Here is a 26,376-nt window from a genome sequence, read left to right on the forward strand (position 1 = left end):
GTGAAGTGCTCAGCGTAGCGGCAACCGCACGCTGGCCACCGCGCCGCCGCCTTCGCGGTTGTCCAGCGACGCCGTGCCGCCGTGCAGTTGCGCGACTTCGGCCACGAAGCACAACCCCAACCCGCTGCTGCGGCTGCCGTTGTCCGGACGGGCCAGCGAGTAGAACCGTTCGAACACGCGCGGCAGGGCGAAGTCGGGAATGCCTGCCCCTCGGTCCGACACCTCCACTTGCACCGCGTCCCCCTGCGAACGCAGCCGCAACTCGACGATGCCATGCGCTCGCGAAAAGTCGGCGGCGTTGTCGATCAGGTTGATCACGGCCTGGCGCAGCAGGAACGCATCGCCCGAAACCGTCAACGGTGCTTCCCCAACCTCCAGTTGCAGTTGCAGTCCTCGCTGCGACAGCCGATGCGCGCATTGTTCCGCCGCTTCGCGCGCCACGTCGGCCAGGTCGACCGCCCCAGGACTCTCCAGGCGCTGGCGGTGCTCGACCGCGGCCAACGCCAGCATCTTGTCGATCATCTGCGCCAGCCGCTCGCTCTGCGCGCGGATGCTGGCAACGAAGCGCGCTCGGTCGGCTTCGGCCATTGGTGGATCACCCGTTGCCGGGTCCAGCAATTCGGCGCTGCCGCGGATAGCGGCCAGCGGACTTTTCATCTCGTGGGTCAGCGTGTGCACGTACTGTTCGACGTACTGCTTGCCCTCCAGGCGACCGCGCATGGTCTCCAGCGCGCTGCCGAGTTCGCCGAACTCGCCGGCAGCATCGGGCACGGTGGCGCGCTCGCCGGCAGTCACCGCATTGGCGTAGCGCCGCAGGTTGCCCAACTGGCGCGACAACCACCACGCCGCCACCAGCCCGACCAGCAGCGCCACGCCCATCAGCACGATGCCCCAGCGCATCACCACCGCCTGGCTGCGCTCGATGAAGGGCGCGATGGTGCTGTTGGGCTTGGCAATGGTCAGCACGCCGATGATGCGGTCGCCGTCGCGGATCGGCGCGGCCACGTGCATCACAGTCGAGTTCGGGTCGGCGGGATCGCTGCGCGTCGAACGCGCGCCGTAGCGGCCGCGCAGGGTCAGGTAGACATCGTTCCAGCGCGAATAGTCCTTGCCGACATCGTTCCCGGCACTGTCGAAAACGACGATTCCGCGCGCGTCGGTTACGTACAGCCGGTAGTTGGCGGCGCGCTTGTCGAAGCCCCAGATATCCGCGCCGATGTCGCGGCCGCGCAAGGCACGCACCCGCCTCGCGAAATTGCCATCGTTGATGCGCCCGGCCAGCAGGTCGTCGGTGGCGAGTTCGGCCAGGACGTTGGCGCTGTCGATCAGCGTGTCCTCCATCGCCTGGCGTACGCCGGGCTTGACCTCGGCCACGAACACCCGCGCCAGCAGCAACGCCGCCAACGCGACGATCACGAAGTATCCGAGGAATATGCGCAGGCCTATTTTCAAGGGCGAGTCTTCACAGGCGGGGCCTCATGGGCGAGTTTTCACGGCGGCGGTCGTCATGTCATTCGATGTCCAGCGAATATCCCAGCCCGCGATGCGTATGTATCGGATCGGCATCGGGTGCGACCTCGCGCAGCTTGGCGCGCAGGGTCTTGATGTGCGTATCGACGGTGCGATCTCCGCTTTCCAGTGCATCGCCCCACACCCGGTCCATCAGCTGCGCGCGCGACAGCACCGCCCCCGGCCGCGCCAGCAGCGCGGCCAGCAGGCCGTATTCGTAACGGGTCAGGTCCAGTGCATGCCCGCGGTAGCGCACCCGCCTGCCGTCCGCGTCATGCAGAAATCCGCCCTCCTCGGCCGTCCCGGCCGGCACGCGGCCTCGGCGCCGCAGCACCACGCGCACGCGCACGGCCAGCTCGCGGGGCGAGAAAGGCTTGGTGACGTAATCGTCCGCGCCAATCTCCAGGCCGAGGATGCGGTCGGCTTCGGCGCCCTGGGCGGTCAGGAAGATCACCGGCAGGTCAGCATCCCGTCGCAGTTCCCGGCACAGCGCGAAGCCGCCGATGTCCGGCAGCCCGACGTCGAGCACCGCCAGATCGAAGGCCTGCTCCCGCGCCCGCCGCAGCGCGTCCCCGCCGGTGAGGCAATGCACGGCCTCGAAACCCTCGGCGCGCAAGGCATACAGCACCGTTTCGGCAATCGCGGTTTCGTCTTCGACGAGCAGGATAAAGGGCATGCGCAAGCCAATAGTCCGGGCCTCATCAGCATAGGACAACGGCCCGGGCTACCCTATGCCCATGAATTACCGACACGCCTTCCATGCCGGCAACCATGCCGATGTGCTCAAACACGTCGTCCTGCTGGCCCTGTGCGACGCCCTGACCGCCAAGCCGGCGCCATTGTTCGCACTCGACACCCATGCCGGCCGCGGCCTGTACGCGCTCGACAGCAACTCCGCGCAGCGCACCGGCGAAGCCGAGGGCGGCATCGGCCGGTTGCTGGCCGAACCGCCGCGCGACCCGCTGATCGAGCGCTACCTGCGCGCCATCCGCGCCTGCCGCGTCGAACACGGCCGCGCCGCCTACCCCGGCTCGCCCTGGCTGCTGGCCCATGCCCTGCGGCCGGACGACCGCATCGCGGTGTGCGAGCTGCACCCGGAGGAAGCCGGACAACTGCAGGCCAACCTGGCCGGCGACCCGCGCGTGGCGGTGCACGAACGCGACGGCTATGCGGGCATGAAGGCCCTGCTGCCGCCGAAGATCGGCGCCACCCGCTACAACCGCGGGCTGGTGCTGATCGATCCGCCGTACGAAGCGCAGCTGGAGGAATTCGACGCGATCATCGCCGCGCTGCGCGACGCGGTGACGCGCTGGCCGCACGCCACTTACGCAGTCTGGTACCCGATCAAGTTGCGGCGATCGCTGCAGCCGTTCTTCCGTCGCGCCGCCGCCGTGCCGGCCAAGTCGGCACTGCTGGCCGAACTGCAGGTCTATCCCGACAACTCTCCGCTGCGCATGAACGGCAGCGGCATGCTGGTGCTCAACGCGCCCTGGCAGCTCGACACGCGGCTCGCGCCCGCGGTGGAGGCGTTGCGCGTGGCGTTGGGCGAACCCGGCAACAGCGCGCGGGTGGAGTGGCTACAGGCCCCGGCCTGACCTGGTCGCCCGCCGCGCCTTACGCGCGACGGGTGAAACCACCGATCACGCGACCGGCTTGAAGTCTGGCTCGAAGAAGCTCCAGCGCACCTCGGGGAACGCCTGCTTCATCGCCCGCTCGACCGCATTGATCTGGTCCGACAGCGCGCGCACGCTGCCTTCCTCGCGCATGTGCGCCTGCACCGAGACCATCACCTCGTTGCCCAGTTGCAGCGTGATCAGGCTGATGACGCGCGAAATCTCCGGGCGCGCATCGAGGAATTCGCGGATCTGGCGCTGACGCTCCGGGTCCACGCTCTGGCCGATCAGCAACGCCTTGATCTCGACCGCGACCAGCACCGCAACGACCACCAGCAGCGCGCCGATCGCGATGGTGCCGATGGCATCCCACACCGGGTTTCCGGTGACGGCGGCCAGCATGATCGCTGCCAGCGCCAGCACCAGGCCCAGCAGCGCGGCGAGGTCTTCGCCGAAGATCACGACCAGTTCGGCCTGGCGGCTCTCGCGGAACCACTGCCAGATCGAACGCGAGCCTCGGGATTTGCTGACCTCGAGCAGGCAGGCGCGCATCGAGATGGACTCGGCGATGATGCCGAACACCAGCACGCCGGCCGCCCACCACCACTGCTTCAGGGGCTCGGGATGCTGCAGCTTGTGGATGCCCTCGTACAGCGAAAACATGCCGCCGATGGTGAAGAGCATCACCGCCACCAGGAACGACCAGAAGTAGATGGCCTTGCCGTAGCCCAGCGGGTAATCCGGCGACACGGGACGCTTGGCCTGGCGCATGCCGAACAGCAGGAGCAGCTGGTTGCCGCAGTCGGCCAGCGAATGCACGGTCTCGGCCAGCATCGCACTGGAACCGGTGAAGAACGCGGCGACGCCCTTGGCCACCGCAATAGCAAAATTGGCGCCAAGCGCGAATACGATCGCCCGGGTCGAGTCACCACCACCGGCCATGCTGTCTTCCTTGCTTGATTCGTGTAGGGAATTGGCCCGCGAGTCTAGCATTGGGCCCATTGCTCCTTACCGCCAAGCCTTGGGCTGCAGCGTCCACCACCAGGCTCCTGCTTGCTCCCAGGGCGGCTATCAGGCCGCGGGATGCATGGCCGAGGCGACTTGGATGTAAAAGCCGAATGAAGAACTTTGAATTTGCGTTGTGCCAATATCCCGCCATGGCCGCGCGCGAACGACTCCCGCCCTGGCACGAACGCCAGCGTCTCCCCAATGGGCGTGAGGTGTTGATTCGCCCTATCCGGCCCGAAGACGCCGAACCGATTCGCGCCGCCTTCGGATTGCTGGAGCCCGAGGAGGTTCGACAGCGCTTCCTCCACGCCGTGAAGGAACTCTCGCAGGACACGGCCGAGCGCCTGACCCGGGTCAATCCGAAGACCGAATTCGCGCTGGTCGCCGCCGAACCGTTGCCGCCCGGCGAGGCGCTGGTCGGCGCCGTGGCCCGGATCGTCATGGACGACAACGGCCACGATGCCGAATTCGCCATCCTGGTGAGCCATTACGTCGCTGGTATGGGCCTGGGTCGCTATCTGATGACGCGGCTGGTCAAGTGGGCCCGCGGCAAGAAGCTCGACCGGGTCTACGGCGATGTGTTCGAGCACAACCACGCCATGCTCTCGCTGGCGCAGTCGCTGGGGTTCGAGCGCGAATTCCAGCACGACGCCCCCGGGCTGGTACGGGTGGTGCTGAACCTCAAGCCCGCCGAGGCAGCCTGACTCGATAGGCGAAATTCATTCGATGGATCGCGCGGTCCCGCCGCGCGTCGGGCCCGGATGCCCACAGGCCAGCGGCTGGCACTGCCGCATGTCCACGGAAGGACACCATCTTTCGGGGCGACACCATGAGCATCAACGAAGAGCGACTCAACCAGTTCCTCGGCCATGCCGTCGGCGACCTGGGCGCGGCGATCAGCGCCACGCTGATGCTGGTTGGCGACCAGTTGGGCCTGTACCGCGCGCTGTCGAAGCGCCCGATGTCGCCTGCCGAGCTCGCCCACCAGACCGGCACGAACGAACGCTACATCCGCGAATGGCTGTGCAACCAGGCGGCGGGCGGTTACGTGCAGTACGACCCTGGCAGCGACAGCTACTCGCTCAGCGAGGAACAGGCGCTGTGCCTGGCCGATCCCGGTGGCCCGGTCGACCTGCCTGGCGCCTACTCGGTGGTCGAAGCCACCTTCCACGCGCTGGAGCGCACCAAGGAGAACTTCCGCACCGGCAAGGGCATGGAATGGGGCGAGCATCATCCCTGCCTGTTCCACGGCACCGAGCGATTCTTCCGCGCCGGCTACAACGCCAACCTGCTGAGCAATTGGCTGCCCGCCCTGGACGGCGCGCTGGAGAAGCTCAAGGCCGGCGGCAAGGCGGCCGATGTCGGGTGCGGACACGGCGCCAGTACCACGCTGATGGCCAAGGCGTTTCCGAAATCGTCGTTCATCGGCTACGACTACCATCCGCCGTCAATAGAAGTAGCGCGCGATCGCGCCAAGCAGGCCGGCATCGACAACGCCTATTTCGAAGTGGCCGATGCCACCGGCTACAGCGGCCACCACTTCGACCTGATCACGTTCTTCGACTGCCTGCACGACATGGGCGATCCGGTGGGCGCGGCGCGCCATGCGTTGCTGGCGCTCAAACCGGACGGTCATTGCATGCTGGTGGAGCCGTTCGCCAACGACAAGGTCGAAGACAATCTCAATCCGGTCGGCCGCGTGTACTACGGCGCTTCCTCGCAGATCTGCGTGCCGGTGTCGCTGGCGCGCAACGGCCCTGCGCTCGGTGCGCAAGCGGGCGAAGCGCGCCTGCGCGCCGTCATGGAAGAAGCGGGCTTCACCCGCTTCCGCCGCGCCACGCAGACGCCATTCAACCTGGTCATCGAAGCGCGGCCCTGAGCCGCGCACGGCGACTCCCGGCGAAACTGCGCCGGGAGCATCGGCCGCGTCACTTCGCCGCGAAGGCGACCGCTGCAATCACTTCCGCCACTTCCCGCGGCTTGGACAACATCGGCACGTGACTGGTCGCCAGCGTCGTCACGTGGGCCTTGATCTTCTTCGCGAACGCGCGCTGAGCATCGGGTTGGATCATGCGGTCCTGCTCGGCCACGATGTAGTGGCTCGGCTTGCTCTGCCACGCGGCGGCCGTCAGCGTCTCGGAGAAATTGGCTGCGCGCACCGCGCCCTGGGTGGTGGCGATGAGGTTGGTCTGCTGCGGCGACAGGTCCTGGGCGAAATCGTTGGCCACCGTTTCGGGCGATAGCGTGAGGAAGCCCTGCGCATCGGCGATGGGGTGCGCCAATCCCGGCGCGGGCTTGAACTTCTTGACGCCGTCCAGGCTCGTCTGCCCGACCGAGGGCGCGAACGCGGCCACGTAGACCAGCGACTTGACCTTGTCGTTGACGCCCGCCTGGGTGATCACGCTGCCACCCCACGAATGCCCGACCAGCACCACCGGGCCCTCCTGCGCATCGATGGCACGGTTGGCGAAGGCGACGTCATCGGCCAGCGAGGTGAGCGGGTTCTGCACCGCCACCACCTTCAGGCCCTTGGCCTGCAGCAACGGAATGACGGAGTTCCAGGACGAACCGTCGGCGAAGGCGCCATGCACCAGGACGACGGTTGGCATCGACGCTTGCGTCTGGGCGGCCTGCGCGGAGGTTTCGGCCGCGAAGGAGTTGCCGACGGAGCCGGCAAGAAGCAACGAGGCGGCGATGGCGTTACGAACGAGTTTCATGGGGGATTTCCTGTCGGATGGCGGCGGCCGTGGACGCCGCGATGAAAACGATGGGACTCAGACCAGCGTCAGGGTGACGTCGATGTTGCCGCGGGTGGCGTTGGAGTACGGGCACACCTGATGCGCCTTCTCGACCAGCGCCTGCGCCTGTTCGCGCGGCACGCCCGGCAGCGAGATCTTCAGCTCGACCCGCAGGCCGAAGCCGGTCGGGATCGGACCGATGCCGACGTGGCCTTCGATGCTGGCATCGGCCGGGACCACGATCTTTTCCTTGGCACCGACGAACCGGATCGCACCGATGAAGCACGCCGAGTAGCCCGCCGCGAACAGCTGTTCCGGATTGGCACCTTCACCGCCGGCGCCGCCGAGTTCTCGCGGCGTGGTGAGCTTGAGGTCGAACGAGTGGTCGGACGAGACGGCGCGGCCGTCACGGCCGCCGGTGGCTGTGGCTTGAGCGGTGTAGAGGATCTGCTGGACGGGCATGGGATGACTCCTTTGGGGGTTAAGGCCGGTCAGGCCGTTTGATAATGCGTTATCAAATAGCGTGCTATATGTATGCAGCACCGACGAAGCGGATCTATTTCTCAGCCGTGCTTCATCAGGTTTCTGCGCAGTGCTTCAAGCTGCCTCTTGAGCGCAGCCAGTTCCTCGGGGGAACACTCCGACGCGCAGAACAGGTCCGACGGTACCGACTTGGCTTCCGCCTTCAGCGCGCGACCCTGCGATGTCAGTTCGATGATGACCTGGCGCTCGTCGCCCTTGGCGCGGGTGCGGGTTATGAAACCGGCGCTCTCCAGCCGCTTTAGCAGCGGCGTGAGCGTCGCCGAATCCAAGAACAGGCGCTCGCCGATCTCGGAGACGGTGACCTTGTCGCGCTCCCACAGCACCAACATCACCAGGTACTGCGGATAGGTCAGACCCAGGCGCGACAGCAGCTTGCGGTAGACCTTGTTCAGCGACAGCCCGGTCGAGTACAGGGCGAAGCACAGCTGCTCGTCCAGCATCTGCGATGCCTTGACCTTCGACGGCTTGTTGGAGGTGTCGCTGCTCATGGGGTGCAATTTACATAGCGCACTATTTATTTGCAACCGATTATTATCGTGCTCAATGGAACACTGCGATGTGCAGGGCCCGCCCTACTCCGTGCCAGGCCCCGTGATCGGGCCACCCCAGCCCTCACGTAAAATGCAGCCTCTTTGCGCTGGGGCCCCACGGGCCTCCGGCGCTGCATTCGTTTTCCGTGCGAGACGCCAGACCGATGTCGAAGTCCCAATTCCCGAGCACGACCCCGAGCACGACCCCGACCCCGCCCCTGCCCAAGACCGGCCAGCAGCGCGCCTGGTGGCGTGCGCCCGCTTCGTCGTCGGCGCTGGCGTTCCACATCGCCGCCGCGGCCACGGCGCACGAGGGGCCGCTGTTGGCGATCACGCGCGACAACCAGGGTGCCCACCAGCTCGAGACGGACCTGCGTACCCTGCTCGGCCAGCAGGCCGAGGTGCCGGTACTGGTGTTTCCGGACTGGGAAACCCTGCCCTACGACATCTTCAGCCCGCACCCGGACATCGTCAGCCAGCGCCTGGCGGCATTGCACCGCCTGCCTGCGCTCAAGCGCGGCATCGTCGTCGTCCCGGTACAGACGCTGCTGCAGCGGCTGGCGCCGCTCCGCCATGTGGTCGGCGGCAGCTTCGACGTCCAGGTCGGCCAACGCCTGGACCTGGATGCCGAGAAGCGCCGTCTGGAATCGGCCGGCTACCGCCACGTGCCACAGGTGCTCGACCCCGGCGATTTCGCCGTGCGCGGCGGCCTGCTCGATGTCTATCCGATGGGCGCCGACCAGCCGTTCCGCGTCGAACTGCTCGACGATGAAGTCGAAACGATCCGCGCCTTCGATCCGGAGTCGCAGCGCTCGCTGGACAAGATCGACGCCGTGCATCTGCTGCCTGGCCGCGAGGTGCCGCTGGACGACGCTTCGCTCAAGCGTGCACTCGATGCGCTGCGCGAGCGTTTCGACCTGGATACCCGGCGCAGCGCGCTGTACCAGGACCTCAAGGCGGGCCTGGCACCTCCCGGCATCGAGTATTACCTGCCGCTGTTCTTCGACAAGACCGCGACGCTGTTCGATTACCTGTCGGAGCACACGCTGCCGGTGCTGGCCGACGGCGCGCTGGACGCTGCCGACCAGTTCTGGACGCACACCGGCGAGCGCTACGAACAACGGCGCCACGATCTCGAACGCCCGCTGCTGCCACCCGACGCGCTCTATCTTTCGCCCAGTGCACTGCGCGAGCGGCTCAACGAAGGCCAGCGCGTCGAGATCTGCGGCGAAGGCCATCCGCAGCGCGAGCGCGCTGCGGCGCTGGGCGACCAGCCCGCGCCGGAACTGCCGATCGCGGCGAAAGACCAGGTTCCGGGCGACGCGTTGCGCTCGTTCCTGACGAGCTATCCGGGACGCGTGCTGATCGCGGCCGATTCGCCGGGGCGTCGCGAAGCCCTCGGCGAAATGCTTGCCTCCGCCGGGCTGCAGCCCAACGTGCTGACAGGCTGGCCGGAGTTCGTGGCCGGCGATACACGCTTCGCGCTGGCCGTCGCGCCGCTGGACGACGGTTTCGCGGTCACGCAGCCTGCGCTGGCCGTACTGACCGAGCGCCAGTTGTTCCCCGAGCGCGCCAGCCAGCCACGACGCAGGCGCCGGGTCGGGCGTGAGCCGGAAGCGATCATCCGCGACCTGGGCGAGTTGTCCGAAGGCGCGCCGATCGTGCACGAAGACCACGGTGTCGGCCGCTACCGCGGCCTGATCACGCTCGAAGCCGGCGGCCTGCCGGGCGAGTACCTGGAGATCGAGTACGCCAAGGGCGACCGCCTGTACGTGCCGGTCGCGCAACTGCACCTGATCAACCGCTACTCGGGTGCCTCCGAGGAAACCGCACCGCTGCATTCGCTCGGCGGCGAGCAATGGACCAAGGCAAAACGCAAGGCCGCCGAGAAGGTCCGCGACGTGGCTGCCGAACTGCTGGAGATCCAGGCCAAGCGCCAGGCGCGCGCCGGCCTGGCCATCGACGTCGATCGCATCACCTACGAACCGTTCGCGGCGACGTTCCCGTTCGAGGAAACGCCCGACCAGCATTCGGCGATCGAAGCGGTGATCCGCGATTTGGCGTCCAGCCAGCCGATGGACCGTGTGGTATGCGGCGACGTCGGCTTCGGCAAGACCGAGGTCGCCGTGCGCGCGGCCTTCGTCAGCGCGATGAGCGGCAAGCAGGTCGCTGTGCTGGTGCCGACCACGCTGCTGGCGGAGCAGCACTATCGCAACTTCCGCGACCGCTTTGCCGACTGGCCGATCAAGGTCGAAGTGCTGTCGCGCTTCAAGACCGCCAAGGAAATCAAGGAAGAGCTGGCCAACGTGGCCGAAGGCAAGATCGACGTGATCGTCGGTACCCACCGCCTGTTGCAGCCGGACGTGCGTTTCAAGGACCTGGGCGCGGTGATCGTCGACGAGGAACAGCGCTTCGGCGTGCGCCAGAAGGAGGCACTGAAAGCGCTTCGCGCCAACGTGCATCTGCTGACGCTGACCGCCACGCCCATCCCGCGCACGCTCAACATGGCCATGGCCGGCCTGCGCGACCTGTCCATCATCGCCACGCCCCCGGCGCACCGCCTGGCGGTGCAGACCTTCGTCGTGCCGTGGGACGACATGCAACTGCGCGAGGCGTTCCAGCGCGAGCTTTCGCGTGGCGGCCAGGTCTACTTCCTGCACAACGACGTGGAGAGCATCGGCCGCATGCAGCGCCAGCTCGAGGAACTGGTACCGGAGGCGCGCATCGGCGTGGCCCACGGCCAGATGCCCGAACGCGAACTCGAACGGGTGATGCTCGACTTCCACAAGCAGCGCTTCAACGTCCTGCTGGCGACGACGATCATCGAATCGGGCATCGACATCCCCAACGCCAACACGATCATCATGAACCGCGCCGACAAGTTCGGCCTGGCGCAGATGCACCAGTTGCGCGGCCGCGTCGGCCGTTCGCATCACCGCGCCTACGCCTACCTGGTCGTGCCCGACAAGAAGTCGATCACCGCCGATGCGCGCAAGCGACTGGACGCGATCGCGGCGATGGACGAACTCGGCGCCGGCTTCACGCTGGCCACGCACGACCTGGAAATCCGCGGCGCCGGCGAGCTGCTCGGCGAGGAGCAGAGCGGCCAGATGGCCGAGGTCGGTTTCAGCCTTTACACCGAACTGCTCGAACGCGCGGTGCGCTCGATCCGCCAGGGCAAGCTGCCGGACGTGGACGGCCACGAAGCCCGTGGCGCCGATGTCGAGCTGCATGTGCCGGCGCTGATTCCCGATGACTACCTGCCCGATGTGCACACGCGTCTGACGCTCTATAAACGCATCAGCAGCGCGCGCAATGTCGAAGAACTGCGCGAGCTGCAGGTGGAGATGATCGACCGCTTCGGTCTGCTGCCCGACGCGGCCAAGCACCTGTTCGCGATCGCCGAACTCAAGCTGCAGGCGACGGATCTGGGCGTGCGCAAGCTCGACCTGGGCGAAAAGGGCGGCCGCGTGCAGTTCGTCGAGAAACCCAATGTCGATCCGATGGCCATCATCAAGATGATCCAGGGGCAGCCCAAGCTCTATCGCATGGATGGGCCCGACAAGCTGCGCATGACGCTGGACCTGCCGGACGCATCCTCCCGGTTGCTGGCCGCTCGCGGGATGCTGACCGCCCTTCGCCCCTCATAACGCCCCTTCCGTCCGGGCAGAGCGAAGAGGCGATCTGGCCGCTTCGTCGATGTGGCATCGTTGGGCTCGACATGGCCGCTGGGGAGCGGCCACCACCGGAGCCCCATCATGTCTTTCCGCCACGTCGCGGTCTGCTCGATCGCCCTGTGCCTGGCCGCCTGCGGCGGAACCAAGCTGGTCAAGAACGCTCCACCGCCGCCGTCGAACCAGATGCTCGCCGCTTCCGCAGACGGACCGCTGGCCGCCAATCTCGACTGGGTGATCGTGCGCAACGGTCCCGGTACTTGGGCCAGGAATGCCGACTGGGACGAATACCTGCTGCATGTGCGCAACACGTCGGATCGTCCGTTGCACATAACCGCGGTCACCGTGACCGACTCCCTCGGCCATCGCGCAGAACCGCTCAGCAAGCGAAAGACGCTGGTCAAGGCCAGCAAGCAGACCGTGCGCCGTTACCGCGACTCGGACATCAAGGTAAAGGCAGGCCGCGGCGGAGGCACTCTGATCGCCTCCGGTGTGGGCGCCACCACGCTGGGCGTGGGAGCGGCCTATGCCGAAGCGGCAGGCGCCCTCATGGGAGGCAGCGCCTCCAGCGGCGCCGGGGCCGTCGCGGGCGGATTGCTGATCGGCGGACCGGTGCTCGTAGGCCTCGGCGTCGTCCGCATCGTGCGTAACGCCAAGGTCGACAACCGCATCCAGGCGCGTCACTCGCCTCTGCCATTGGATGTCCCCGCCGGTGCGGAAGCCTCGCTCGATGTGTTCTTTCCGATATCGCCCTCCCCCGCGCAACTCGAGTTGGCGTACGACGACGGCTCGGGCGTGCGAAGCCTGGTGCTCGATACGCAGCAGTCACTGGCCGGATTGCACCTGCCCGCGCCCGACGAACCCACCGCGCCCATCGCCACGGCGGGCACACCGCAGTCCACGGCCGCGCCCGTTCCCTAGATCTGGCCTTCCTGCGATGCGGGCATGACAGGGCCGTCAGGCGACTGCATGATGTGGCACCCCGGTCGCGGAGATCGCAATGCCACGTTGGCTGATGTCGGCCGTATTCGCCGCAGGCGCCCTGATGGGCACGGGCAATGCCCGATGCGCGACTTCCGTACCGGGTGCAAACGACGCGTTCGACCGGGCTTATCGCGACTTCTCCCGGAATTTCCACGACGAAATGCAGCGCAGCGGCATCGTCGGCGGCAGCCTCTATCTGGTGCGCGGCGACCAGGTCATCGCCCGCGAGTTCCACGGTCAAATGGATGCGAAGAGGCAGCAGCCGGTCGACGACGACACGATCTTCCACTGGGCCTCGGTCACCAAGACCTTTACCGCCATCGCGATCATGCAATTGCGCGACCGCGGGCTGCTGAAGCTGGACGATGCGGCCGTCGATTACGTGCCGGAGCTGAAAGCCGTGCACAACCCGTACGGCGACATGCGCGCCGTCACCATCCGCCAACTGCTCAGCCACAGTGCCGGTTTCCGCAATCCGACTTGGACCTGGCGGGACGACGACAAGCCCTGGCAGCCGTTCGAGCCGCAGCGCTGGGAGCAGCTCGTGGCGATGATGCCCTACACCGAACTGCTGTTCGCCCCGGGCAGCCGCTACAGCTATTCCAATCCAGGCGTCCTCTATCTGGGCCGCGTCATCGAGACCGTGAGCGGCGAAAATTACGAAACCTATATCGACAAGCACGTCTTCAAGCCCCTGGAGATGCACCGCAGCTACTTCGATGCGACGCCGCCCCATCTGCTGCCGTTCCGTTCGCACAGCTACTACATCGAGGGAGGCAAGCGCACGGCGGCCCCGTTCGACGCGGACACCGGCATCACCGTTTCCAACGGCGGCCTCAACGCACCGCTCCCGGACATGGCCCGGTATGTTGCGTTCCTGATCGGCGATCGGAGCGGCGATAAGCAACGCGCTTCCCGCTACGATGTCGTGCTCAGGCGTGCCTCGCTGGAAGAGATGTGGCAGCCGCAGCGCGTCGCCGGCGACTACACGCAGGGCTGGATGCGTCCGCAGACGGCGGTGGGCCTGGGCTTCTTCATCGATGACATCGACGGCCGTCGCTATGTCGGCCACAACGGCGACCAGAACGGGTTCCGCGCGTACGTGAGCATCTGCCCGCAAACCGGGGCTGCCAGCCTGCTGGCATTGAACAGCGAAACCCGCCCGTCGACCAACGACCCCGCCAATCTGCGCTCGGCCGAATCGCGTATCGCGTCGAGCGTATTGCCCTTGCTGCAGAGCCTGCCCGAATGATCCCGAACCGTTTTTCCCTGCTTGCACCGGCATTGCTGTGTATTGCCCTGGCCGCCTGCAAGACGCACGCCCCGGACCCTGCACCCGGCGCGACATTCGTACTGGTGCGCCACGCCGAAAAAGCCACCGATGATCCGCGCGACCCGGTGCTGACGCCTGACGGCATGGCCCGGGCGCAACGATTGGCCGAGTCGTTGCGTGATACCAGTCTGTCCGCCGTCTATGCGACCGCATATCGGCGCACGCAACAGACGGCGGCCCCGACCGCGCAAAGCCACGGCCTGGCGGTCACGACCTACGATGCGAAGCAGCCCGCATCCGAGTTCGCCGCCCTGCTGCGGCAGCGCTACCCCGACGGGGGCGTGCTCGTGGTTGGCCACAGCAATACCGTTCCCGACATCGCGTCGGCCTTGTGCGGTTGCGCGGTGGAGGCCATGCCCGACACCGAATACGACCGGACGATCACCGTGCGCATCGCCGCCGACGGCAGCGCGGTGATGGAACGGTCCCGGCAGAATTAAGAGTTCCGTCTACATCATGAAAACGCTGACACACGTCGGCGTTAGACTGTCGTCATGCGCACGGACATTCCGCATCTGCGATCCAGGGTTTGCTGGCTGGTACTCGGCCTGTCGCTGCTGACGGCCTGCGCCGGCGCCACCAGTCACGATGAACCGGAACAGGCACAGGCACAGGCGCTGACGCTTCGGCCCGGCGACAAGGTGCCGCTGGGCGACCAGGGCGCGCTGCGTTATGTGCGCACGGTCAACGACTCGCGCTGCCCGGTCGATGTGCAGTGCGTCTGGGCCGGCGACGCTGAGGTGCTGTTCGAGTTCACCGTAGAGCGGAAAACACCGCAGCCGCTCACGCTCACTTTCACCCAGCCCACGATGCCGCTGGGCGCGCGCTGGATCCACCTGATCGCATTGGAACGTGGCGCTGCGCCGGCCGCGACGATCCGGATCGATGACGCGCCTGCTGCGCCCGGGCGTTGATGTCGCGGGCACCGCAACCTCGCACCAGCCGTGCCGCAACGGCATCGTCGTGTTGAATACCCACTTTCCACGGAGGCACCGGACATGACCACGATCATCTCGCCGCGCGTGCACGATCTCGGCGGCTTCCAGGTACGACGCGCCGTTCCGAGCCTCCAGGCGCGTTCGGTCGGTCCGTTCGTCTTCGTCGATCACATGGGCCCGGCGTTGTTCGAGCCCGGCCGCGGCATCGACGTGCGCCCGCATCCGCATATCGGACTGGCCACCGTGACTTTCCTCTGGTCGGGCACCATCACGCACCGCGACACGCTGGGCAGCGTGCAGGACATCAATCCAGGCGACGTCAACTGGATGACCGCAGGGCGCGGCATCGCCCACTCCGAGCGTTCGCCCCAGTCGCTGCGCGGCGGCGAGCACGCCCTGCATGGCATGCAGACCTGGGTGGCGCTGCCCCGCTCACAGGAAGAGGTGGCCCCGGAATTTCACCATCACGGCGCCGCATACCTGCCTCAGCAGCGTCGCGAAGGCGCCTGGTTGCGGGTCGTCGCCGGCCGCGCCTATGGCGAGGAGTCGCCGGTGCGGGTGTTCGCCGACACCCTGTACGTGGCCATCGACCTGGAGCCCGGCGCCGAGCTGCTCCTCGACGACGGCCACCCCGAGCGGGCCCTGTACGTGCTGGAAGGCGACGCCCAGCTCGACGGCGCCGACATTCCGGACAAACACCTGGTGGTCCTCGACCCTGGCACCCGGCCGCGGCTGCGCGCCAGGACACCGCTCAAGGCGATGCTGCTGGGGGGCGAGCCGCTGGACGGTCCCCGCCACCTGTGGTGGAACTTCGTGGCCAGTTCGAAGGAGCGCATCGAGCAGGCCAAGCAGGACTGGGTCGATGGCCGTTTCGGCCAGGTCATCGGCGACGACGAGTTCATTCCCCTGCCGGATCGGTGACATCCGGCCCCGGGGTCGCCTATTAATAATCGTAATTTGTCAAGGGTCTGGTTCTGGACTATGTTCGTATCGCGGTCACGTTTCGCGTGAGTCGCAGGGGATAGCACATACGCTTTTTGACGTTGCCTCAGGGGGTGTCGCGTGAAGAAGACGGCATGGGGTATGCCGATGACGGGCAGGTCGGCGCTGCGGGCGATCGTCGCGGCGGGACTGGGGCTGGGTCTGTTTTCGACCGGCGCCGCATGGGCCCAGGACGCGGGTGGATGCCCGAACATTCCGGCCGACAGCGGCCTGACCTGGGAGTATCGCGGTAACGGCGAAATGGACTTCTGCCGGGCGCTGCGCAACGACGGCAGCGAGGCTTTCGGACTCTATATCGCCCAGAAGACGCCGTTTACGCCCAAGAGCGGCAAGCGCGCTGAAACCGGGCATATCGACGGGCAGGAAGTGACCTGGTACCGGGGCGAACTGGCCGGCAAGCCGGACATCCAGGTTCGCGAAACATTGCTGCCGCTGGCCGATGGACGGGTCGCGCACATATGGATGCAGGCCTCGAACGCGCAGGAGTTGGGAGAGGTGATACGCCAGGCCGAGACGATGCAATTCCCGGCCACGCGCCTGAGCAGCAAGTAAGCGGGCCGCCGCCTCGACCGACCGACAGCTTGGACTATAGGATGAACGGGCCCCGCTCCAGCGGGGCCTGCAAGACTGCGACAGCACCGCTCGGGCGGGATGGCAGTTTTCGCTCCGGGTGCTGATCAAACCACTTCATCGGAAGGAGAGGCAGCATGATCAAACGACTCGGGGCCGAGTTCATCGGCACGTTCTGGCTGGTATTGGGCGGTTGCGGCAGCGCCGTGCTGGCCGCCAACTTCGGCGGTGAAGGCAATCCGCTCGGCATCGGCCTGCTCGGCGTCTCGCTGGCGTTCGGCCTGACCGTGTTGACCGGCGCCTACGCGCTCGGGCACATCTCCGGTGGCCACTTCAATCCTGCGGTGAGCTTCGGCCTGTGGGCCGGTGGACGCTTCCCCGCACGCGATCTTCTGCCTTACATCGTGGCCCAAGTTCTGGGCGGCCTGCTGGCGGGCTTCATCCTGCTGCACATCGCCAGTGGCACCGGCTCTTTCAGCATCGACCCCAATGCCGCGGGCGCCTTCGCCAGCAACGGCTACGGTTCGCACTCTCCAGGCGGGTATTCGGTTGCCGCCGGCTTCCTGACCGAGGTGGTGATGACGGCGATGTTCCTGGTCGTCATTCTCGGCGCCACCCATCCGCGCGCACCGGCCGGCTTCGCGCCGCTCGCGATCGGCCTGGCGCTGACGCTGATCCACCTGATCAGCATTCCGGTCACCAACACCTCGGTGAATCCGGCGCGCTCGACCGCCGTCGGCGTATTCGCCGGCGCGACGGCGATCTCGCAGCTATGGCTGTTCTGGCTGGCGCCCATCGTCGGCGGACTGCTTGGCGGCGTGATCTACCGCTGGCTGGGCGAGGACTGAACCCAAAAAAAACAAAAAGCCCGCCTCATTGGCGGGCTTTTTTTTGGATGTGGTTCGACGGATCACTTCGGTTTTTGCAATTGCTGCATCCTTTCAACACATGAAAGGTACAGCGTGTCGCGGTACACGGCCGCGATTCTGGGGGCGTCCGAAGCCGGAACCGTCCGGATCTTGTAGGCGCGCGTCGCTATCCTGTCCATGACGGCGGCGACCACCGGTTCATGCCGTCGATGGTTTTCCTCCAGCAGCTCGCTCAGCGGAACGGCCTGGTACCGGGACATGAAGGCCGCATGCCCGTACTGGCTGGCGTCCAGGCACGCCGGATAGGGCTTGCCTTCGAACGCATCGCCCTCGCCAAGGCCCGCCTTGCCAAGTTCCTGCGCCAGCGCAGGGAAGCCGGCAAGCGCCACCGCCAGCACTAGGAACCGGCTGCAAACGCCGATGTTCATGACCACCTCCTGATCAGCCGACACGGCCAAACAGGAAACGTACGAACCCGATCCCAGCGGCCCCGATCGCCTTTCCGCTCGCCCATGCCGTTTGCGCCAGGGCGACCACCGGACGACCATCACGATGCCCGATCCGATCTCAAAAAAAGGCCACGCTGCATGACGTGGCCTTTAATCGCTTGCGATGCGCCGGGAACCCGTCAGAACCGTCCTTCCTGGAAATCGACGAACGCCTGCATGATTTCCTGCTTGGTGTTCATCACGAACGGGCCGTAGCGCGCGACCGGCTCGCGCAATGGCGCGCCGGCCACCAGGATCGCCCTCGCGCCCGATTCGCCAGCACGCAACTGGAACACCGGCCCTCCGATCAGCACGCCCAGCTCCTGCGAGTCCAGCGCGCGCGCATCCTCGCCCTCGCCCACCGTGCCGTCGCCTTCGAACATATAGGTGAAGGCGTTGTGCCCTTCCGGCAGCGCGTGACGCCAGCTGGCTCCGGGGGCCAGTTCGATGTCCAGGTACACCGGCTCGGTCGCCGGTTGCACGATCGGACCGGCCACCTCGCCCACGCGGCCGGCGATGACCTTCACGCTGACACCCTGCGCCGGCTGCACCTGCGGAATCCGGTCCGGCGCGAATTCCTGGTAGCGCGGTTGCGTCATCTTCTCGCTGGCGGGCAGGTTCACCCACAGCTGGAATCCGCGCATGCGGCCGGCCTGCTGCTCGGGCATTTCCGAATGCACCAGGCCGCGGCCGGCGGTCATCCACTGCACGCTGCCGGGGACCAGAACGCCCTCGTTGCCGTGGTTGTCGCGATGGCGCATGCGCCCGTCGAGCATGTAGGTGACGGTCTCGAAGCCGCGATGCGGATGATCGGGGAAGCCGGCGATGTAATCCTCGGGCTTGTCGGTGCCGAATTCGTCCAGCATCAGGAACGGATCGAGCATGTCCAGTTGCGGCGTGCCGATCACGCGCGTCAGCCGCACGCCGGCGCCGTCGGACGCGGGCATGCCGCGGATCACGCGGCCGACGCGGGTGAAGTCCTGGGTGTCGTTGCTCATGGTTCGCCCTCCCGGGCTTGTGCCTGCCCGCAATTTCGGGGCTGCAGGGCGTTCAGGCCAGCCCTGTCAATGGAACGATCCGTCCGGCATCCGCCGCGGCGTCAGCGCTCGTAGACGTACACCGTCGCGGGCGGCACGTTGCGCAATACGAAGGCGCCACGGCGCACCTGCAGGCCGAGCTGTTCGACCACTTCGGCCGCGACCGGCGCCTGCGGTCCGTAGGTGAACTGGATGAAGCGGCCACCTTCGCGCAGGCAGCCAAAAGCGGCGTCGAGGATATCGCGCTGGTGCTCACGCGGCATGGTCAGCAGCCCCAGCCCGGACACGACCGCATCGGCCTGCCCGCGTCCGAGGTATCCCTGGCGGGAGGCAATCTCGCGCAGTCCGCGTGCATCCCCCAACTCGATGTGGACCAGTGGGAAGCGCTTATGCAGATGCGCGTGCAGCGCTTGGTTGAGCTCCACCACCAGCAAGCCCCCGCCGTTGATGCCATGCGACAGCAATGCCCGCGTCAGCGCTCCGGTGCCGCCGCCCAGCTCGATGACGCGCCTGGCGCCAGCAGGCAACTCGGCCAGCATCGCCGAGGCCAGCTCCTGGCCGGACGGGGCCAGGGCGGCGGTGCGCAGCGGGTTCTTCAGCCACTGGCGGAAGAAGGTCCACATGCCATGGCGGCGGAGGATTCGTTGCTTCATGCCGGTCGCTTGTCCCCTATCAGGTCTGCTTTTTCATTGCGGCAAACGCTGCAACCTCCAGCAGCGGTGGATGCGAGCGTCGCGCGAGAAATCCGGGGGGATGGTCTGCGCGCTGATCTCCTCGCAGCGGGCGAACTGCGCGACCGCGGCGTCGTCCATCTTGAACCGGCGGAAGTTATTGGAGAAGTACAGCACGCCGTCGTCGGCCAGGCGCGCCACCGCGGCCCGCAGCAGGCGCACGTGTTCGGCCTGCACGTCGAAGTCCTCGGCGCGCTTGGAGTTGGAGAACGTCGGCGGGTCGCAGAAGATCAGGTCGTAGTACTGCGTGTCGGCCTCGAGCCAGCTCAGCGCATCGGCCTGCACCAGCCGGTGGCGGGTGCCGCCGGCATTGTTCTCGCGCAGGTTGTCGGCGCACCACTCCAGGTAGGTCGCGGACAGATCGACCGTGGTGGTCAGGCGCGCGCCGCCGACCGCCGCATGCACGGTGGCCGCGCCGGTGTAGCCGAACAGATTGAGGAAGCGGGTGTCTTCGGCCTCGTCGGCGATGCGCAGGCGCATCGGCCGATGGTCCAGGAACAGGCCGGTGTCGAGGTAGTCGAACAGGTTCACGCGCAGGCGCGCATCGCCCTCGCGCACGGTCAGCAGTTCACCGCGTGTATCGAAGTGGCCTGCTCTTACATCGGCATATTTGCTGCCGCCCTTGCCGCGCTTCCGCGTCTTCAGAGCGACGTTCTCTCGCGGGACGGCGAACACCTCGCGCACCGCGGCCAGCAGTTCGTTCAGGCGACGGCGCTGCACGGCTTCCGGGATCTCCGCCGGGGCGGCGTATTCCTGCACGTGCAGGAAAGTACGAGGAGCAGCTTCATCGGTCGTGTAGACGTCGATGGCCGCGGCGTACTCGGGGAGGTCGGCGTCGTAGGCGCGGAAACAGCTGATGTCCTCGCGCTCGCGCCAGTTCTTGAGCTTGCGCAGGTTCTTGCGCAGCCGGTTGGCGACCATCTGCGCGCCTTCCGACAGCGTCTCGCCTTCGCTGCGCTCGCGTTGCGGCGGCGCGACCGGATCGCAGACGATCAGGGTGCACTCGATTGCGCCGTTGAACAGCTGGTACTTCTTGCCGGCACGCAGGCCGGTGGCGAAGGCCAGCTCGGCATCACCGCATAACACGCTGGCACGCCAATCAGGAGCCACGCGCTTGAGTGCATCGCCGAGCGCGCGATACAGCGCAGGGTCGGCCGCCAGGCGCGCGTCGTAGGGCGGGTTGCAGACCACCAGGCCACGCGATGCATCATCGGCCAACGCGCCAAGCGCGCGGACGTCGGCGACCTGCCAGTCGATCAGCCCGGTCAATCCGGCCAGCGCGGCGTTGTCGCTGGCGGCGCGGATCGCATGCGGATCGAGGTCGCGACCGAAGAACGCCGGACGCAGCGAGTTCATGCCCGCCGCTTCGCGCGAGCGGGCCTCATCGACCAGCAAAGTCCAGGCCGCCGCATCGAATCCACGCCAGCGCGTGGGCGTTCCGGAACCGTGACGCATCAGGCCGGGCGCGACATCGGCCGCCATCAGCGCGCCTTCGATCAGCAACGTGCCGCTGCCGCACATCGGGTCGAGCAGCGCACCGCCTTCGGCGTACAGTTTCGGCCACTGCCCGCGCATCAATACGGCCGCGGCCAGGTTTTCCTTCAGCGGCGCCTCGCCCTGCTTCTGCCGCCAGCCGCGACGATGCAACGGCCCGCCGCCAAGATCGATCGACAGGATCGCGCGACCCTTGCGCACGACCAGGTTCAGGCGCAGGTCCGGCGCCTCGACATCGACATCCGGACGACCGCCGGTTTTGGCCCGCATGACGTCGACGACCGCATCCTTGACGCGCTGCGCGGCATAACGGGCATGGGTGATCGCATCGCCCGACACGTGTGCATCGACGGCCAGCGTGTCGCCCGGCGACAGGTGCTCGGGCCAGGGCACGGCGGCGACACCGGCGTACAGCGCGTGCTCGTCGGCGCAGTCGAACTCGGCGATCGGCCACAGCACGCGGCTGGCCAATCGCGACCACATCACGGCGCGCTGCGCGTCGGCCAACGAACCTTCGACGTTGGCGCCGGCGATGGCGGCGGTAGCCCGCGCGCAGCCCAGCGCGACCAACTCGTCGGCGAGCAGGTATTCCAGGCCCTTGCCGCAACTGGCGAAGAATTTCATGTCAGATCGCCACCAGCAGCGCGGCAAAGGCTTCCGCGCTGGCCTCGACGTTGTCGGACAGGCGATGGCCGTCATCCACCAGCAGCAGTCGCGAGCCGCGCGGCCGCGCCCAATCCACCACTTCCGAAGCCGGGATCAGTTCGTCGCTCCAGCCATGGATGATCGAGGTCGGCACGCGCGCCGCGTCCAGAACCGGTGCCGCGCCCATGCGCACCGGCGGCGCCATCAGGAACAGCCCCTTGGTCGGCACCTGCAACGACACCAGCCCGGAGATGTACGCGCCCAGGCTGGAGCCGGCCAGCACCACCGGGCCACGCGCGGCCGCCGCCCGCGCCAGTTCGAGCAGGCGCTGCAGGCGCGCGGGCACATCGCCCAGCTCGCTGACGTCGCGCCGGGCGTCCAGATCGGTGTAGTCGGGCCGCTCGTGGCTCCAGCCCAGCCGCTTCGCGACGTCGGCCAGCGCGGTGACCTTGGTGGCGTCCGGGCCGCTCTCGAAGCCGTGGGAAAGGATGCAATGTCCCTTGATGCTCATCTGTACTCAGGATTCCGTTGTCGTATCCGCCAGCGCGACGACCGTGTCGCCGCGGTGGATCGTGCCGCCTTCGACGATGCGCGCGCACAGGCCACCATGGCCGCGCATCGCGTTGAAACCGCCGGGGCCGAGCGCCGCCTCCATGCGCGAGCACGGATCGCATTCGTCGGTGCCTTCCAGCAACACCTCGCCGATGCGGAAGCGACGCCCCTTCAGTGCCACCAGCGGCAGCCCGGACACCACCACGTTTCGGCGCAGGGTTGCCGGCGCCACGGCGGCGTGACCCGACAACGCCGCGATCGCCGGCAGGTGTTCGGCCTGGATCAGCGTGATGCCACGCTTGCCGCTGCCACCGCAGTAGCGGTCGCCCACCAATCCCGCGCCGGTTTCGGCGATCGCGTGATCGACCTCGTCCATCGGCACGTCGCGCTGCGGCCGCAGGCCGATCCACTCGACGCGGCCGGCACGCGGAAGCGTGGCCATCAGCTTGCCGAGTTCGGAGTCGGCGGGAGGCAGTGTCATGACGGGCTCCTGGCGTACCGGACAGGCTAAGGATGGCAAGCGCGATCCGGAAGGGGCCGGAAACCTGCGTCGGCCGGGGCATTCGCGGTCGATTCGCGGCTGCGGAGGCGAATGGTAGCATCCGGCCCCATGTCGCCCGACCTGCCTTCGCCTGACCGGCCTGATCTGCCGATCGCCTACGAACCCCTGCCCTACGAGGTCCGGCTGGACCTGCGCGAACGGGCGCAGATCGACCTGGTCGTGATCCATTGCACCGAGCTTCCGGACCTGGCGATGGCGCGGCGGTTCGGCGAGGAAGTGCTCTACGAAGGCTCGCAGACGGGCAATTGCGGCCACTTCTACATCGACCGCGACGGCAGCGTGCACCAGTACGCGTCCATCGACCGCATCGCCCATCACGTGCGCGGCCACAACGCCCGCGCCATCGGCGTCGAACTGGTCAACCGCGGTCGTTATCCCGATTGGCTGGCGGCGCACCACCAGGCGATGGACCAGCCCTACACCGACGCGCAGGTCGACGCCCTGGTGGCGCTGCTGCGGTGGCTTTCGCTCGAAGTCCCGTCGCTGCGCCAGATCGCCGGGCACGAGGACCTCGATACCACGACGGTGCCGGCCACCGACGACCCGGACGTGCTGGTCCCGCGCAAGCGCGACCCGGGTCCGCGCTTCCCGTGGCAACAGGTACTGGACGCGATCACGCTGCACCGCGTGCCCTGAAGCGCGCGCCGCAGGCTCTCGACACCCGGCGGTTATACTTGCGCACCGCGTTCCCTGGCTCCCCCGCATGACCTCACACGCTTCCGAGCCTGTCGTTTCCGAGCTGGTCGAGCTGCTCTCGCTCGAACGCCTCGAAGACAACCTGTTCCGCGGCCAGAGCCGCGACATCGGCACCAAGTACGTGTTCGGTGGTCAGGTGCTCGGCCAGGCGTTGTCGGCCGCGCAGGCGACGATGGAGGCGCCGCGCAGCGCGCATTCGCTGCATGCCTATTTCCTGCGTGCCGGCGACATCACCGCGCCGATCGTCTACCAGATCGATCGCACCCGCGACGGCGGCAGTTTCTCGGTGCGCCGGATCAGCGCCATCCAGCATGGCCAGGTGATCTTCTTCATGGCCGCCTCGTTCCAGCAGGATGAGGGCGGCGGCGAGCACCAGTTGTCGATGCCCGAGGTCCCCAAGCCGGAGGACATCGAGCCCGCGCCGCCGGTGCCCGAGCACGTGATGGCGACGCTGCCGACCAAGATCCAGCGCTGGCTGTCGCGCAAGGGGCCGTTCGAGTTCCGCCACGTCTATCCGCGCGACGAACTCAACCCGCCCAAGCGCCCGCCCTACCAGCAGGTCTGGTTCCGCCTGAGCGAGCGTGTCGGCGATGCGCCGGAACTGCATCGCGCCCTGCTCGCCTACGCCTCGGACTTCCATCTGCTCGGCACCGCAACATTCCCGCACGGCATCAGCTACTACCAGCCGAACGTGCAGATGGCCTCGCTCGACCACGCGCTGTGGTTCCATCGTCCGTTCCGCGCCGACGAGTGGCTGCTGTACTCGATCGACAGCCCCAGCGCGCAGGATGCCCGTGGGCTCGCACGCGGCCAGATCTTCGACCGCGAGGGCCGTCTGGTGGCCAGCACGGCACAGGAAGGCCTGATCCGCGTGGTCGGCAACGCCGAAGCCGCCAAGCTCGTGCCGGCGAAGGCCTGAAACGCGGCCCCCAGGTCGCCTTCAGCCCCACGGCATAAAATATCCACACCAGCGCGCGGGCCGATCGCGGCCGCGCGCCCCACGACCTGTCCGGAACCATGCGCCAGATTTTCAGCAGTCCCCGCCTGGAAAACGTCGAAGCCGTCGCCCAGATGCTCACCGACGCCGGCATCGAAGTTCGCATTACCGACGGCCGCACTTACAAAGGCGCGCTGCGCGGCAACTTCCGTTACAGCGACGACAGCCAGAAGCGCCCCGCGGTGTGGGTGATCAGGTCCGAAGACCAGCTCAAGGCACGCGAGTTGCTGCGCGAGAACGGGCTGATCGACACCACGCGCGGCGAAAGCGCCTACACGCTGCCGGTGTTCCGCACGGAGGAGCAGACGCGCAGCAAGACTCCGCAGCAGAAGCGCATGTTCCGCATCAAGATGGGACTGCTCGTCGGCATCGTGATCGTGCTGGCGATGACGATGGTGCGCACCATCAGCGACAAGCCGGCACCAGCGCCGGCTCCGCCGGCATTGGCGACGGGGGCGTTCGACGGCTCGGTCGCACCGACCCTGGCTCCCATCGCGCAGGCGGTGTTCGCCTCGCAACTGGCCGAAGCCAACGTGCCCGTGCTGTGCCTGGCGGTCGACGGCAAGGACGCGCCGGCGTCGATGATCCATGCGTTGAAGGTGCCCGGCCGAACGCTGGTGCCAGCCTCGCAATGCAGGCGCGTGGCCGACAGCGACACCGGCAGCTTCCACATGCCCACCGGCCAGCCGGCGATGATGCTGGACGTCAATGCGTTCCGCCCTTCCGCGCCCGACGCCGGTCAGATCGAATACAGCGCCTACCACCACCGCATGTTCGCGCGCTACAAGACGCTGGAGGTCAAGCGCATCAATGGCACCTGGCAGGTCACCCGGGTGATCAAGCACGTGGCGACCTGAGTAAAAAAAGACCCGTGCGCGGAGACAGCGACACGGGTCCAGGGGGAATTCGAAGCTTTGGACCGCGCGTGGCGGCAAAGGTTCAATGGCGCGAATGACGCAGGTCGTCGCGGGTCAGGAACCCGTCGCGGTCTTCGTCCATGAAAGCGAACGACTCGCTGAGCTGCGGCATCTTCTCGCTGACCTCGAGCCGGCTGAGCTTGCCGTCGTGGTTGAGATCGGCCTGCGCGAAATGCTCGTCGAAGCGCTTGGCGCGTTCGGCTTCGCGTTGCGGCCGCAACTTCTCGTGGTAGCTGCGCAGCTCGCTGCGCACCACGTATCCGTCACGGTTGCCGTCGACCTCGGCGAAGATCTTCTCCAGCCACAGCACCTGCCCGGCCTCGGTGCGGCTGATGCGGCCGTCCTGGTCCTTGTCTGCTTCGATCAGCGGCTGGATGCCATGGCCCCCCCGGCCGTGCCGCCCCTTGTCGGGACGCTCGGACGCGTCGATCTTGCCGTCGCGGTTCTTGTCGAGCTCGTCGAACTTCGCGGCCAGGCGCGGGTTCGCGGCGGCTTCCGTCCGATCGATGACGCCATCGCCGTTCACGTCGATTCTGGCGTGGCGCGAGTGTTCCTGCGGCTGCGCATCCGAGGGCTGCGCCTGCGGTGCCGCGACGGCGGCACCGGCGATGGCCGCGACGGCCGCAGCGAGCAGCAACGGGCGGAAGAGCTTGCGGTGGTTCATGTCAGGACTCCGGCAGACGGCGCCGAGCCGGCGCCAGTGTCGTGATCAACGCCTGCCGCCGCCGCGGGTTGACATGAAGTCGTCCACATTCAGCCGGCGCACGGGCGTGCGGCGGCGCTATGCTGGCGGCATGGACAGTCAGGGCAGTCCCATGCGGAGCGGGTCGCGTCCCTGACCGACAGGGATGCCGGCGCGTGCACCGTCGCCTGTTCGCGCGGCGCTTGACGTTGTTCCTTTCATCCCCCCCCTGGTGGCGCGGCTCTGCCGTCACCGCACCGAGCC

General features: G+C 67.3%; 27 protein-coding genes. 14 read left to right on the forward strand and 13 right to left on the reverse strand.

Features of this window, described 5'->3' with window-relative positions; translation table 11 throughout:
- Positions 1-9 precede the first annotated feature (9 nt).
- Both creC and creB read right to left on the reverse strand, forming a co-directional pair.
- A complete protein-coding gene (creC, locus tag J2X06_RS17675; protein WP_310064688.1) occupies positions 10-1,452 on the reverse strand; it encodes a two-component system sensor histidine kinase CreC in 1,443 nt (480 codons plus the stop codon).
- A 58-nt stretch (positions 1,453-1,510) separates the two neighbouring features.
- Entirely contained in the window at positions 1,511-2,185 is a 675-nt protein-coding gene (gene creB, locus J2X06_RS17680; RefSeq protein WP_310064784.1) for a two-component system response regulator CreB, read from the reverse strand.
- Positions 2,186-2,246: 61 nt separating this feature from the next.
- Between creB and J2X06_RS17685 the strand changes: the two genes are divergently transcribed.
- Positions 2,247-3,104: a 23S rRNA (adenine(2030)-N(6))-methyltransferase RlmJ gene (locus J2X06_RS17685; protein ID WP_310064689.1), complete on the forward strand. Its 858-nt coding sequence runs from the start codon at positions 2,247-2,249 to the stop codon at positions 3,102-3,104.
- 45 nt (positions 3,105-3,149) lie between these two features.
- Here J2X06_RS17685 and J2X06_RS17690 read toward each other — a convergent pair whose 3' ends face one another.
- On the reverse strand, positions 3,150-4,064 hold the full coding sequence (locus J2X06_RS17690; protein ID WP_310064690.1) for a cation diffusion facilitator family transporter: 915 nt from the start codon (positions 4,062-4,064) through the stop codon (positions 3,150-3,152).
- A 215-nt stretch (positions 4,065-4,279) separates the two neighbouring features.
- Between J2X06_RS17690 and J2X06_RS17695 the strand changes: the two genes are divergently transcribed.
- The gene (locus J2X06_RS17695) at positions 4,280-4,834 is read left to right on the forward strand and encodes a GNAT family N-acetyltransferase (RefSeq protein WP_310064785.1); all 555 of its coding nucleotides are present in this window, start codon (positions 4,280-4,282) and stop codon (positions 4,832-4,834) included.
- Between the two features lie 125 nt (positions 4,835-4,959).
- Positions 4,960-6,009 carry a class I SAM-dependent methyltransferase gene (locus tag J2X06_RS17700; RefSeq protein WP_310064691.1) on the forward strand — a complete coding sequence of 350 codons (1,050 nt, stop codon included), beginning with the start codon at positions 4,960-4,962 and terminating at the stop codon, positions 6,007-6,009.
- Positions 6,010-6,058: 49 nt separating this feature from the next.
- On the opposite strand, the gene J2X06_RS17705 is transcribed toward J2X06_RS17700, so the two are convergent.
- The 3 genes from J2X06_RS17705 to J2X06_RS17715 form a co-directional block, all read right to left on the reverse strand.
- Entirely contained in the window at positions 6,059-6,847 is a 789-nt protein-coding gene (locus tag J2X06_RS17705) for an alpha/beta fold hydrolase (RefSeq protein WP_310064692.1), read from the reverse strand.
- Positions 6,848-6,904: 57 nt separating this feature from the next.
- The gene (locus tag J2X06_RS17710) at positions 6,905-7,330 is read right to left on the reverse strand and encodes an organic hydroperoxide resistance protein (protein WP_310064693.1); all 426 of its coding nucleotides are present in this window, start codon (positions 7,328-7,330) and stop codon (positions 6,905-6,907) included.
- A 101-nt stretch (positions 7,331-7,431) separates the two neighbouring features.
- Positions 7,432-7,899 carry a MarR family winged helix-turn-helix transcriptional regulator gene (locus J2X06_RS17715; protein ID WP_310064694.1) on the reverse strand — a complete coding sequence of 156 codons (468 nt, stop codon included), beginning with the start codon at positions 7,897-7,899 and terminating at the stop codon, positions 7,432-7,434.
- Positions 7,900-8,105: 206 nt separating this feature from the next.
- Between J2X06_RS17715 and mfd the strand changes: the two genes are divergently transcribed.
- The 8 genes from mfd to aqpZ all read left to right on the forward strand — a co-directional run bounded on the left by mfd (position 8,106) and on the right by aqpZ (position 17,290).
- Positions 8,106-11,591 (forward strand): transcription-repair coupling factor, encoded by a 3,486-nt coding sequence (mfd, locus tag J2X06_RS17720; protein ID WP_310064695.1) that lies wholly within the window; start codon positions 8,106-8,108, stop codon positions 11,589-11,591.
- A gap of 108 nt (positions 11,592-11,699) precedes the next feature.
- On the forward strand, positions 11,700-12,536 hold the full coding sequence (locus tag J2X06_RS17725; RefSeq protein WP_310064696.1) for a hypothetical protein: 837 nt from the start codon (positions 11,700-11,702) through the stop codon (positions 12,534-12,536).
- A 79-nt stretch (positions 12,537-12,615) separates the two neighbouring features.
- On the forward strand, positions 12,616-13,851 hold the full coding sequence (locus J2X06_RS17730) for a serine hydrolase domain-containing protein (protein ID WP_310064697.1): 1,236 nt from the start codon (positions 12,616-12,618) through the stop codon (positions 13,849-13,851).
- Positions 13,848-14,372: a SixA phosphatase family protein gene (locus tag J2X06_RS17735; RefSeq protein WP_310064699.1), complete on the forward strand. Its 525-nt coding sequence runs from the start codon at positions 13,848-13,850 to the stop codon at positions 14,370-14,372. Before J2X06_RS17730 ends, J2X06_RS17735 begins: the two co-directional genes overlap by 4 nt.
- Before the next feature lie 54 nt (positions 14,373-14,426).
- Positions 14,427-14,846 carry a hypothetical protein gene (locus J2X06_RS17740; RefSeq protein ID WP_310064700.1) on the forward strand — a complete coding sequence of 140 codons (420 nt, stop codon included), beginning with the start codon at positions 14,427-14,429 and terminating at the stop codon, positions 14,844-14,846.
- Between the two features lie 84 nt (positions 14,847-14,930).
- Positions 14,931-15,791 carry a pirin family protein gene (locus J2X06_RS17745; protein ID WP_310064702.1) on the forward strand — a complete coding sequence of 287 codons (861 nt, stop codon included), beginning with the start codon at positions 14,931-14,933 and terminating at the stop codon, positions 15,789-15,791.
- A gap of 168 nt (positions 15,792-15,959) precedes the next feature.
- Entirely contained in the window at positions 15,960-16,424 is a 465-nt protein-coding gene (locus J2X06_RS17750) for a hypothetical protein (protein ID WP_310064704.1), read from the forward strand.
- 155 nt (positions 16,425-16,579) lie between these two features.
- Positions 16,580-17,290 (forward strand): aquaporin Z, encoded by a 711-nt coding sequence (gene aqpZ / locus J2X06_RS17755; protein WP_310064705.1) that lies wholly within the window; start codon positions 16,580-16,582, stop codon positions 17,288-17,290.
- 62 nt (positions 17,291-17,352) lie between these two features.
- On the opposite strand, the gene J2X06_RS17760 is transcribed toward aqpZ, so the two are convergent.
- The 6 genes from J2X06_RS17760 to J2X06_RS17785 all read right to left on the reverse strand — a co-directional run bounded on the left by J2X06_RS17760 (position 17,353) and on the right by J2X06_RS17785 (position 22,739).
- A complete protein-coding gene (locus tag J2X06_RS17760) occupies positions 17,353-17,739 on the reverse strand; it encodes a hypothetical protein (protein WP_310064707.1) in 387 nt (128 codons plus the stop codon).
- A 200-nt stretch (positions 17,740-17,939) separates the two neighbouring features.
- Positions 17,940-18,797 (reverse strand): pirin family protein, encoded by an 858-nt coding sequence (locus J2X06_RS17765; protein WP_310064709.1) that lies wholly within the window; start codon positions 18,795-18,797, stop codon positions 17,940-17,942.
- Positions 18,798-18,898: 101 nt separating this feature from the next.
- A complete protein-coding gene (locus J2X06_RS17770; protein ID WP_310064711.1) occupies positions 18,899-19,489 on the reverse strand; it encodes a class I SAM-dependent methyltransferase in 591 nt (196 codons plus the stop codon).
- A gap of 33 nt (positions 19,490-19,522) precedes the next feature.
- Positions 19,523-21,685, reverse strand: a complete 2,163-nt coding sequence (gene rlmKL / locus J2X06_RS17775) for a bifunctional 23S rRNA (guanine(2069)-N(7))-methyltransferase RlmK/23S rRNA (guanine(2445)-N(2))-methyltransferase RlmL (protein ID WP_310064713.1) — start codon at positions 21,683-21,685, stop codon at positions 19,523-19,525.
- Between the two features lies 1 nt (position 21,686).
- On the reverse strand, positions 21,687-22,217 hold the full coding sequence (locus J2X06_RS17780; protein WP_310064715.1) for a hypothetical protein: 531 nt from the start codon (positions 22,215-22,217) through the stop codon (positions 21,687-21,689).
- A 6-nt stretch (positions 22,218-22,223) separates the two neighbouring features.
- Positions 22,224-22,739 (reverse strand): MOSC domain-containing protein, encoded by a 516-nt coding sequence (locus tag J2X06_RS17785; protein ID WP_310064717.1) that lies wholly within the window; start codon positions 22,737-22,739, stop codon positions 22,224-22,226.
- 129 nt (positions 22,740-22,868) lie between these two features.
- Here J2X06_RS17785 and J2X06_RS17790 point away from each other — a divergent pair, with 129 nt between their 5' ends.
- From J2X06_RS17790 to J2X06_RS17800, 3 genes are all read left to right on the forward strand, one after another.
- Positions 22,869-23,456 carry an N-acetylmuramoyl-L-alanine amidase gene (locus J2X06_RS17790; RefSeq protein WP_310064719.1) on the forward strand — a complete coding sequence of 196 codons (588 nt, stop codon included), beginning with the start codon at positions 22,869-22,871 and terminating at the stop codon, positions 23,454-23,456.
- A gap of 67 nt (positions 23,457-23,523) precedes the next feature.
- On the forward strand, positions 23,524-24,435 hold the full coding sequence (gene tesB / locus J2X06_RS17795; RefSeq protein ID WP_310064721.1) for an acyl-CoA thioesterase II: 912 nt from the start codon (positions 23,524-23,526) through the stop codon (positions 24,433-24,435).
- 98 nt (positions 24,436-24,533) lie between these two features.
- A complete protein-coding gene (locus J2X06_RS17800; RefSeq protein ID WP_310064722.1) occupies positions 24,534-25,370 on the forward strand; it encodes a hypothetical protein in 837 nt (278 codons plus the stop codon).
- A gap of 82 nt (positions 25,371-25,452) precedes the next feature.
- Here the strand turns inward: J2X06_RS17800 and J2X06_RS17805 are convergent, their stop codons facing one another.
- Entirely contained in the window at positions 25,453-26,094 is a 642-nt protein-coding gene (locus J2X06_RS17805) for an EF-hand domain-containing protein (RefSeq protein ID WP_310064724.1), read from the reverse strand.
- Between the last annotated feature and the right edge of the window lie 282 nt (positions 26,095-26,376).

The sequence above is a fragment of the Lysobacter niastensis genome, from assembly GCF_031457115.1.
Taxonomy (GTDB): domain Bacteria; phylum Pseudomonadota; class Gammaproteobacteria; order Xanthomonadales; family Xanthomonadaceae; genus Lysobacter_J; species Lysobacter_J niastensis_A.

Excerpts from the sequence above, each read along its gene's own strand:
- creB (WP_310064784.1), bottom strand. The coding sequence starts at position 2,185 with ATGCCCTTTATCCTGCTCGTCGAAGACGAAACCGCGATTGCCGAAACG.
- J2X06_RS17685 (WP_310064689.1), top strand. The coding sequence starts at position 2,247 with ATGAATTACCGACACGCCTTCCATGCCGGCAACCATGCCGATGTGCTC.
- J2X06_RS17690 (WP_310064690.1), bottom strand. The coding sequence starts at position 4,064 with ATGGCCGGTGGTGGTGACTCGACCCGGGCGATCGTATTCGCGCTTGGC.
- J2X06_RS17695 (WP_310064785.1), top strand. The coding sequence starts at position 4,280 with ATGGCCGCGCGCGAACGACTCCCGCCCTGGCACGAACGCCAGCGTCTC.
- J2X06_RS17700 (WP_310064691.1), top strand. The coding sequence starts at position 4,960 with ATGAGCATCAACGAAGAGCGACTCAACCAGTTCCTCGGCCATGCCGTC.
- J2X06_RS17705 (WP_310064692.1), bottom strand. The coding sequence starts at position 6,847 with ATGAAACTCGTTCGTAACGCCATCGCCGCCTCGTTGCTTCTTGCCGGC.
- J2X06_RS17710 (WP_310064693.1), bottom strand. The coding sequence starts at position 7,330 with ATGCCCGTCCAGCAGATCCTCTACACCGCTCAAGCCACAGCCACCGGC.
- J2X06_RS17715 (WP_310064694.1), bottom strand. The coding sequence starts at position 7,899 with ATGAGCAGCGACACCTCCAACAAGCCGTCGAAGGTCAAGGCATCGCAG.
- mfd (WP_310064695.1), top strand. The coding sequence starts at position 8,106 with ATGTCGAAGTCCCAATTCCCGAGCACGACCCCGAGCACGACCCCGACC.
- J2X06_RS17725 (WP_310064696.1), top strand. The coding sequence starts at position 11,700 with ATGTCTTTCCGCCACGTCGCGGTCTGCTCGATCGCCCTGTGCCTGGCC.
- J2X06_RS17730 (WP_310064697.1), top strand. The coding sequence starts at position 12,616 with ATGCCACGTTGGCTGATGTCGGCCGTATTCGCCGCAGGCGCCCTGATG.
- J2X06_RS17735 (WP_310064699.1), top strand. The coding sequence starts at position 13,848 with ATGATCCCGAACCGTTTTTCCCTGCTTGCACCGGCATTGCTGTGTATT.
- J2X06_RS17740 (WP_310064700.1), top strand. The coding sequence starts at position 14,427 with ATGCGCACGGACATTCCGCATCTGCGATCCAGGGTTTGCTGGCTGGTA.
- J2X06_RS17745 (WP_310064702.1), top strand. The coding sequence starts at position 14,931 with ATGACCACGATCATCTCGCCGCGCGTGCACGATCTCGGCGGCTTCCAG.
- J2X06_RS17750 (WP_310064704.1), top strand. The coding sequence starts at position 15,960 with ATGACGGGCAGGTCGGCGCTGCGGGCGATCGTCGCGGCGGGACTGGGG.
- aqpZ (WP_310064705.1), top strand. The coding sequence starts at position 16,580 with ATGATCAAACGACTCGGGGCCGAGTTCATCGGCACGTTCTGGCTGGTA.
- J2X06_RS17760 (WP_310064707.1), bottom strand. The coding sequence starts at position 17,739 with ATGAACATCGGCGTTTGCAGCCGGTTCCTAGTGCTGGCGGTGGCGCTT.
- J2X06_RS17765 (WP_310064709.1), bottom strand. The coding sequence starts at position 18,797 with ATGAGCAACGACACCCAGGACTTCACCCGCGTCGGCCGCGTGATCCGC.
- J2X06_RS17770 (WP_310064711.1), bottom strand. The coding sequence starts at position 19,489 with ATGAAGCAACGAATCCTCCGCCGCCATGGCATGTGGACCTTCTTCCGC.
- rlmKL (WP_310064713.1), bottom strand. The coding sequence starts at position 21,685 with ATGAAATTCTTCGCCAGTTGCGGCAAGGGCCTGGAATACCTGCTCGCC.
- J2X06_RS17780 (WP_310064715.1), bottom strand. The coding sequence starts at position 22,217 with ATGAGCATCAAGGGACATTGCATCCTTTCCCACGGCTTCGAGAGCGGC.
- J2X06_RS17785 (WP_310064717.1), bottom strand. The coding sequence starts at position 22,739 with ATGACACTGCCTCCCGCCGACTCCGAACTCGGCAAGCTGATGGCCACG.
- J2X06_RS17790 (WP_310064719.1), top strand. The coding sequence starts at position 22,869 with ATGTCGCCCGACCTGCCTTCGCCTGACCGGCCTGATCTGCCGATCGCC.
- tesB (WP_310064721.1), top strand. The coding sequence starts at position 23,524 with ATGACCTCACACGCTTCCGAGCCTGTCGTTTCCGAGCTGGTCGAGCTG.
- J2X06_RS17800 (WP_310064722.1), top strand. The coding sequence starts at position 24,534 with ATGCGCCAGATTTTCAGCAGTCCCCGCCTGGAAAACGTCGAAGCCGTC.
- J2X06_RS17805 (WP_310064724.1), bottom strand. The coding sequence starts at position 26,094 with ATGAACCACCGCAAGCTCTTCCGCCCGTTGCTGCTCGCTGCGGCCGTC.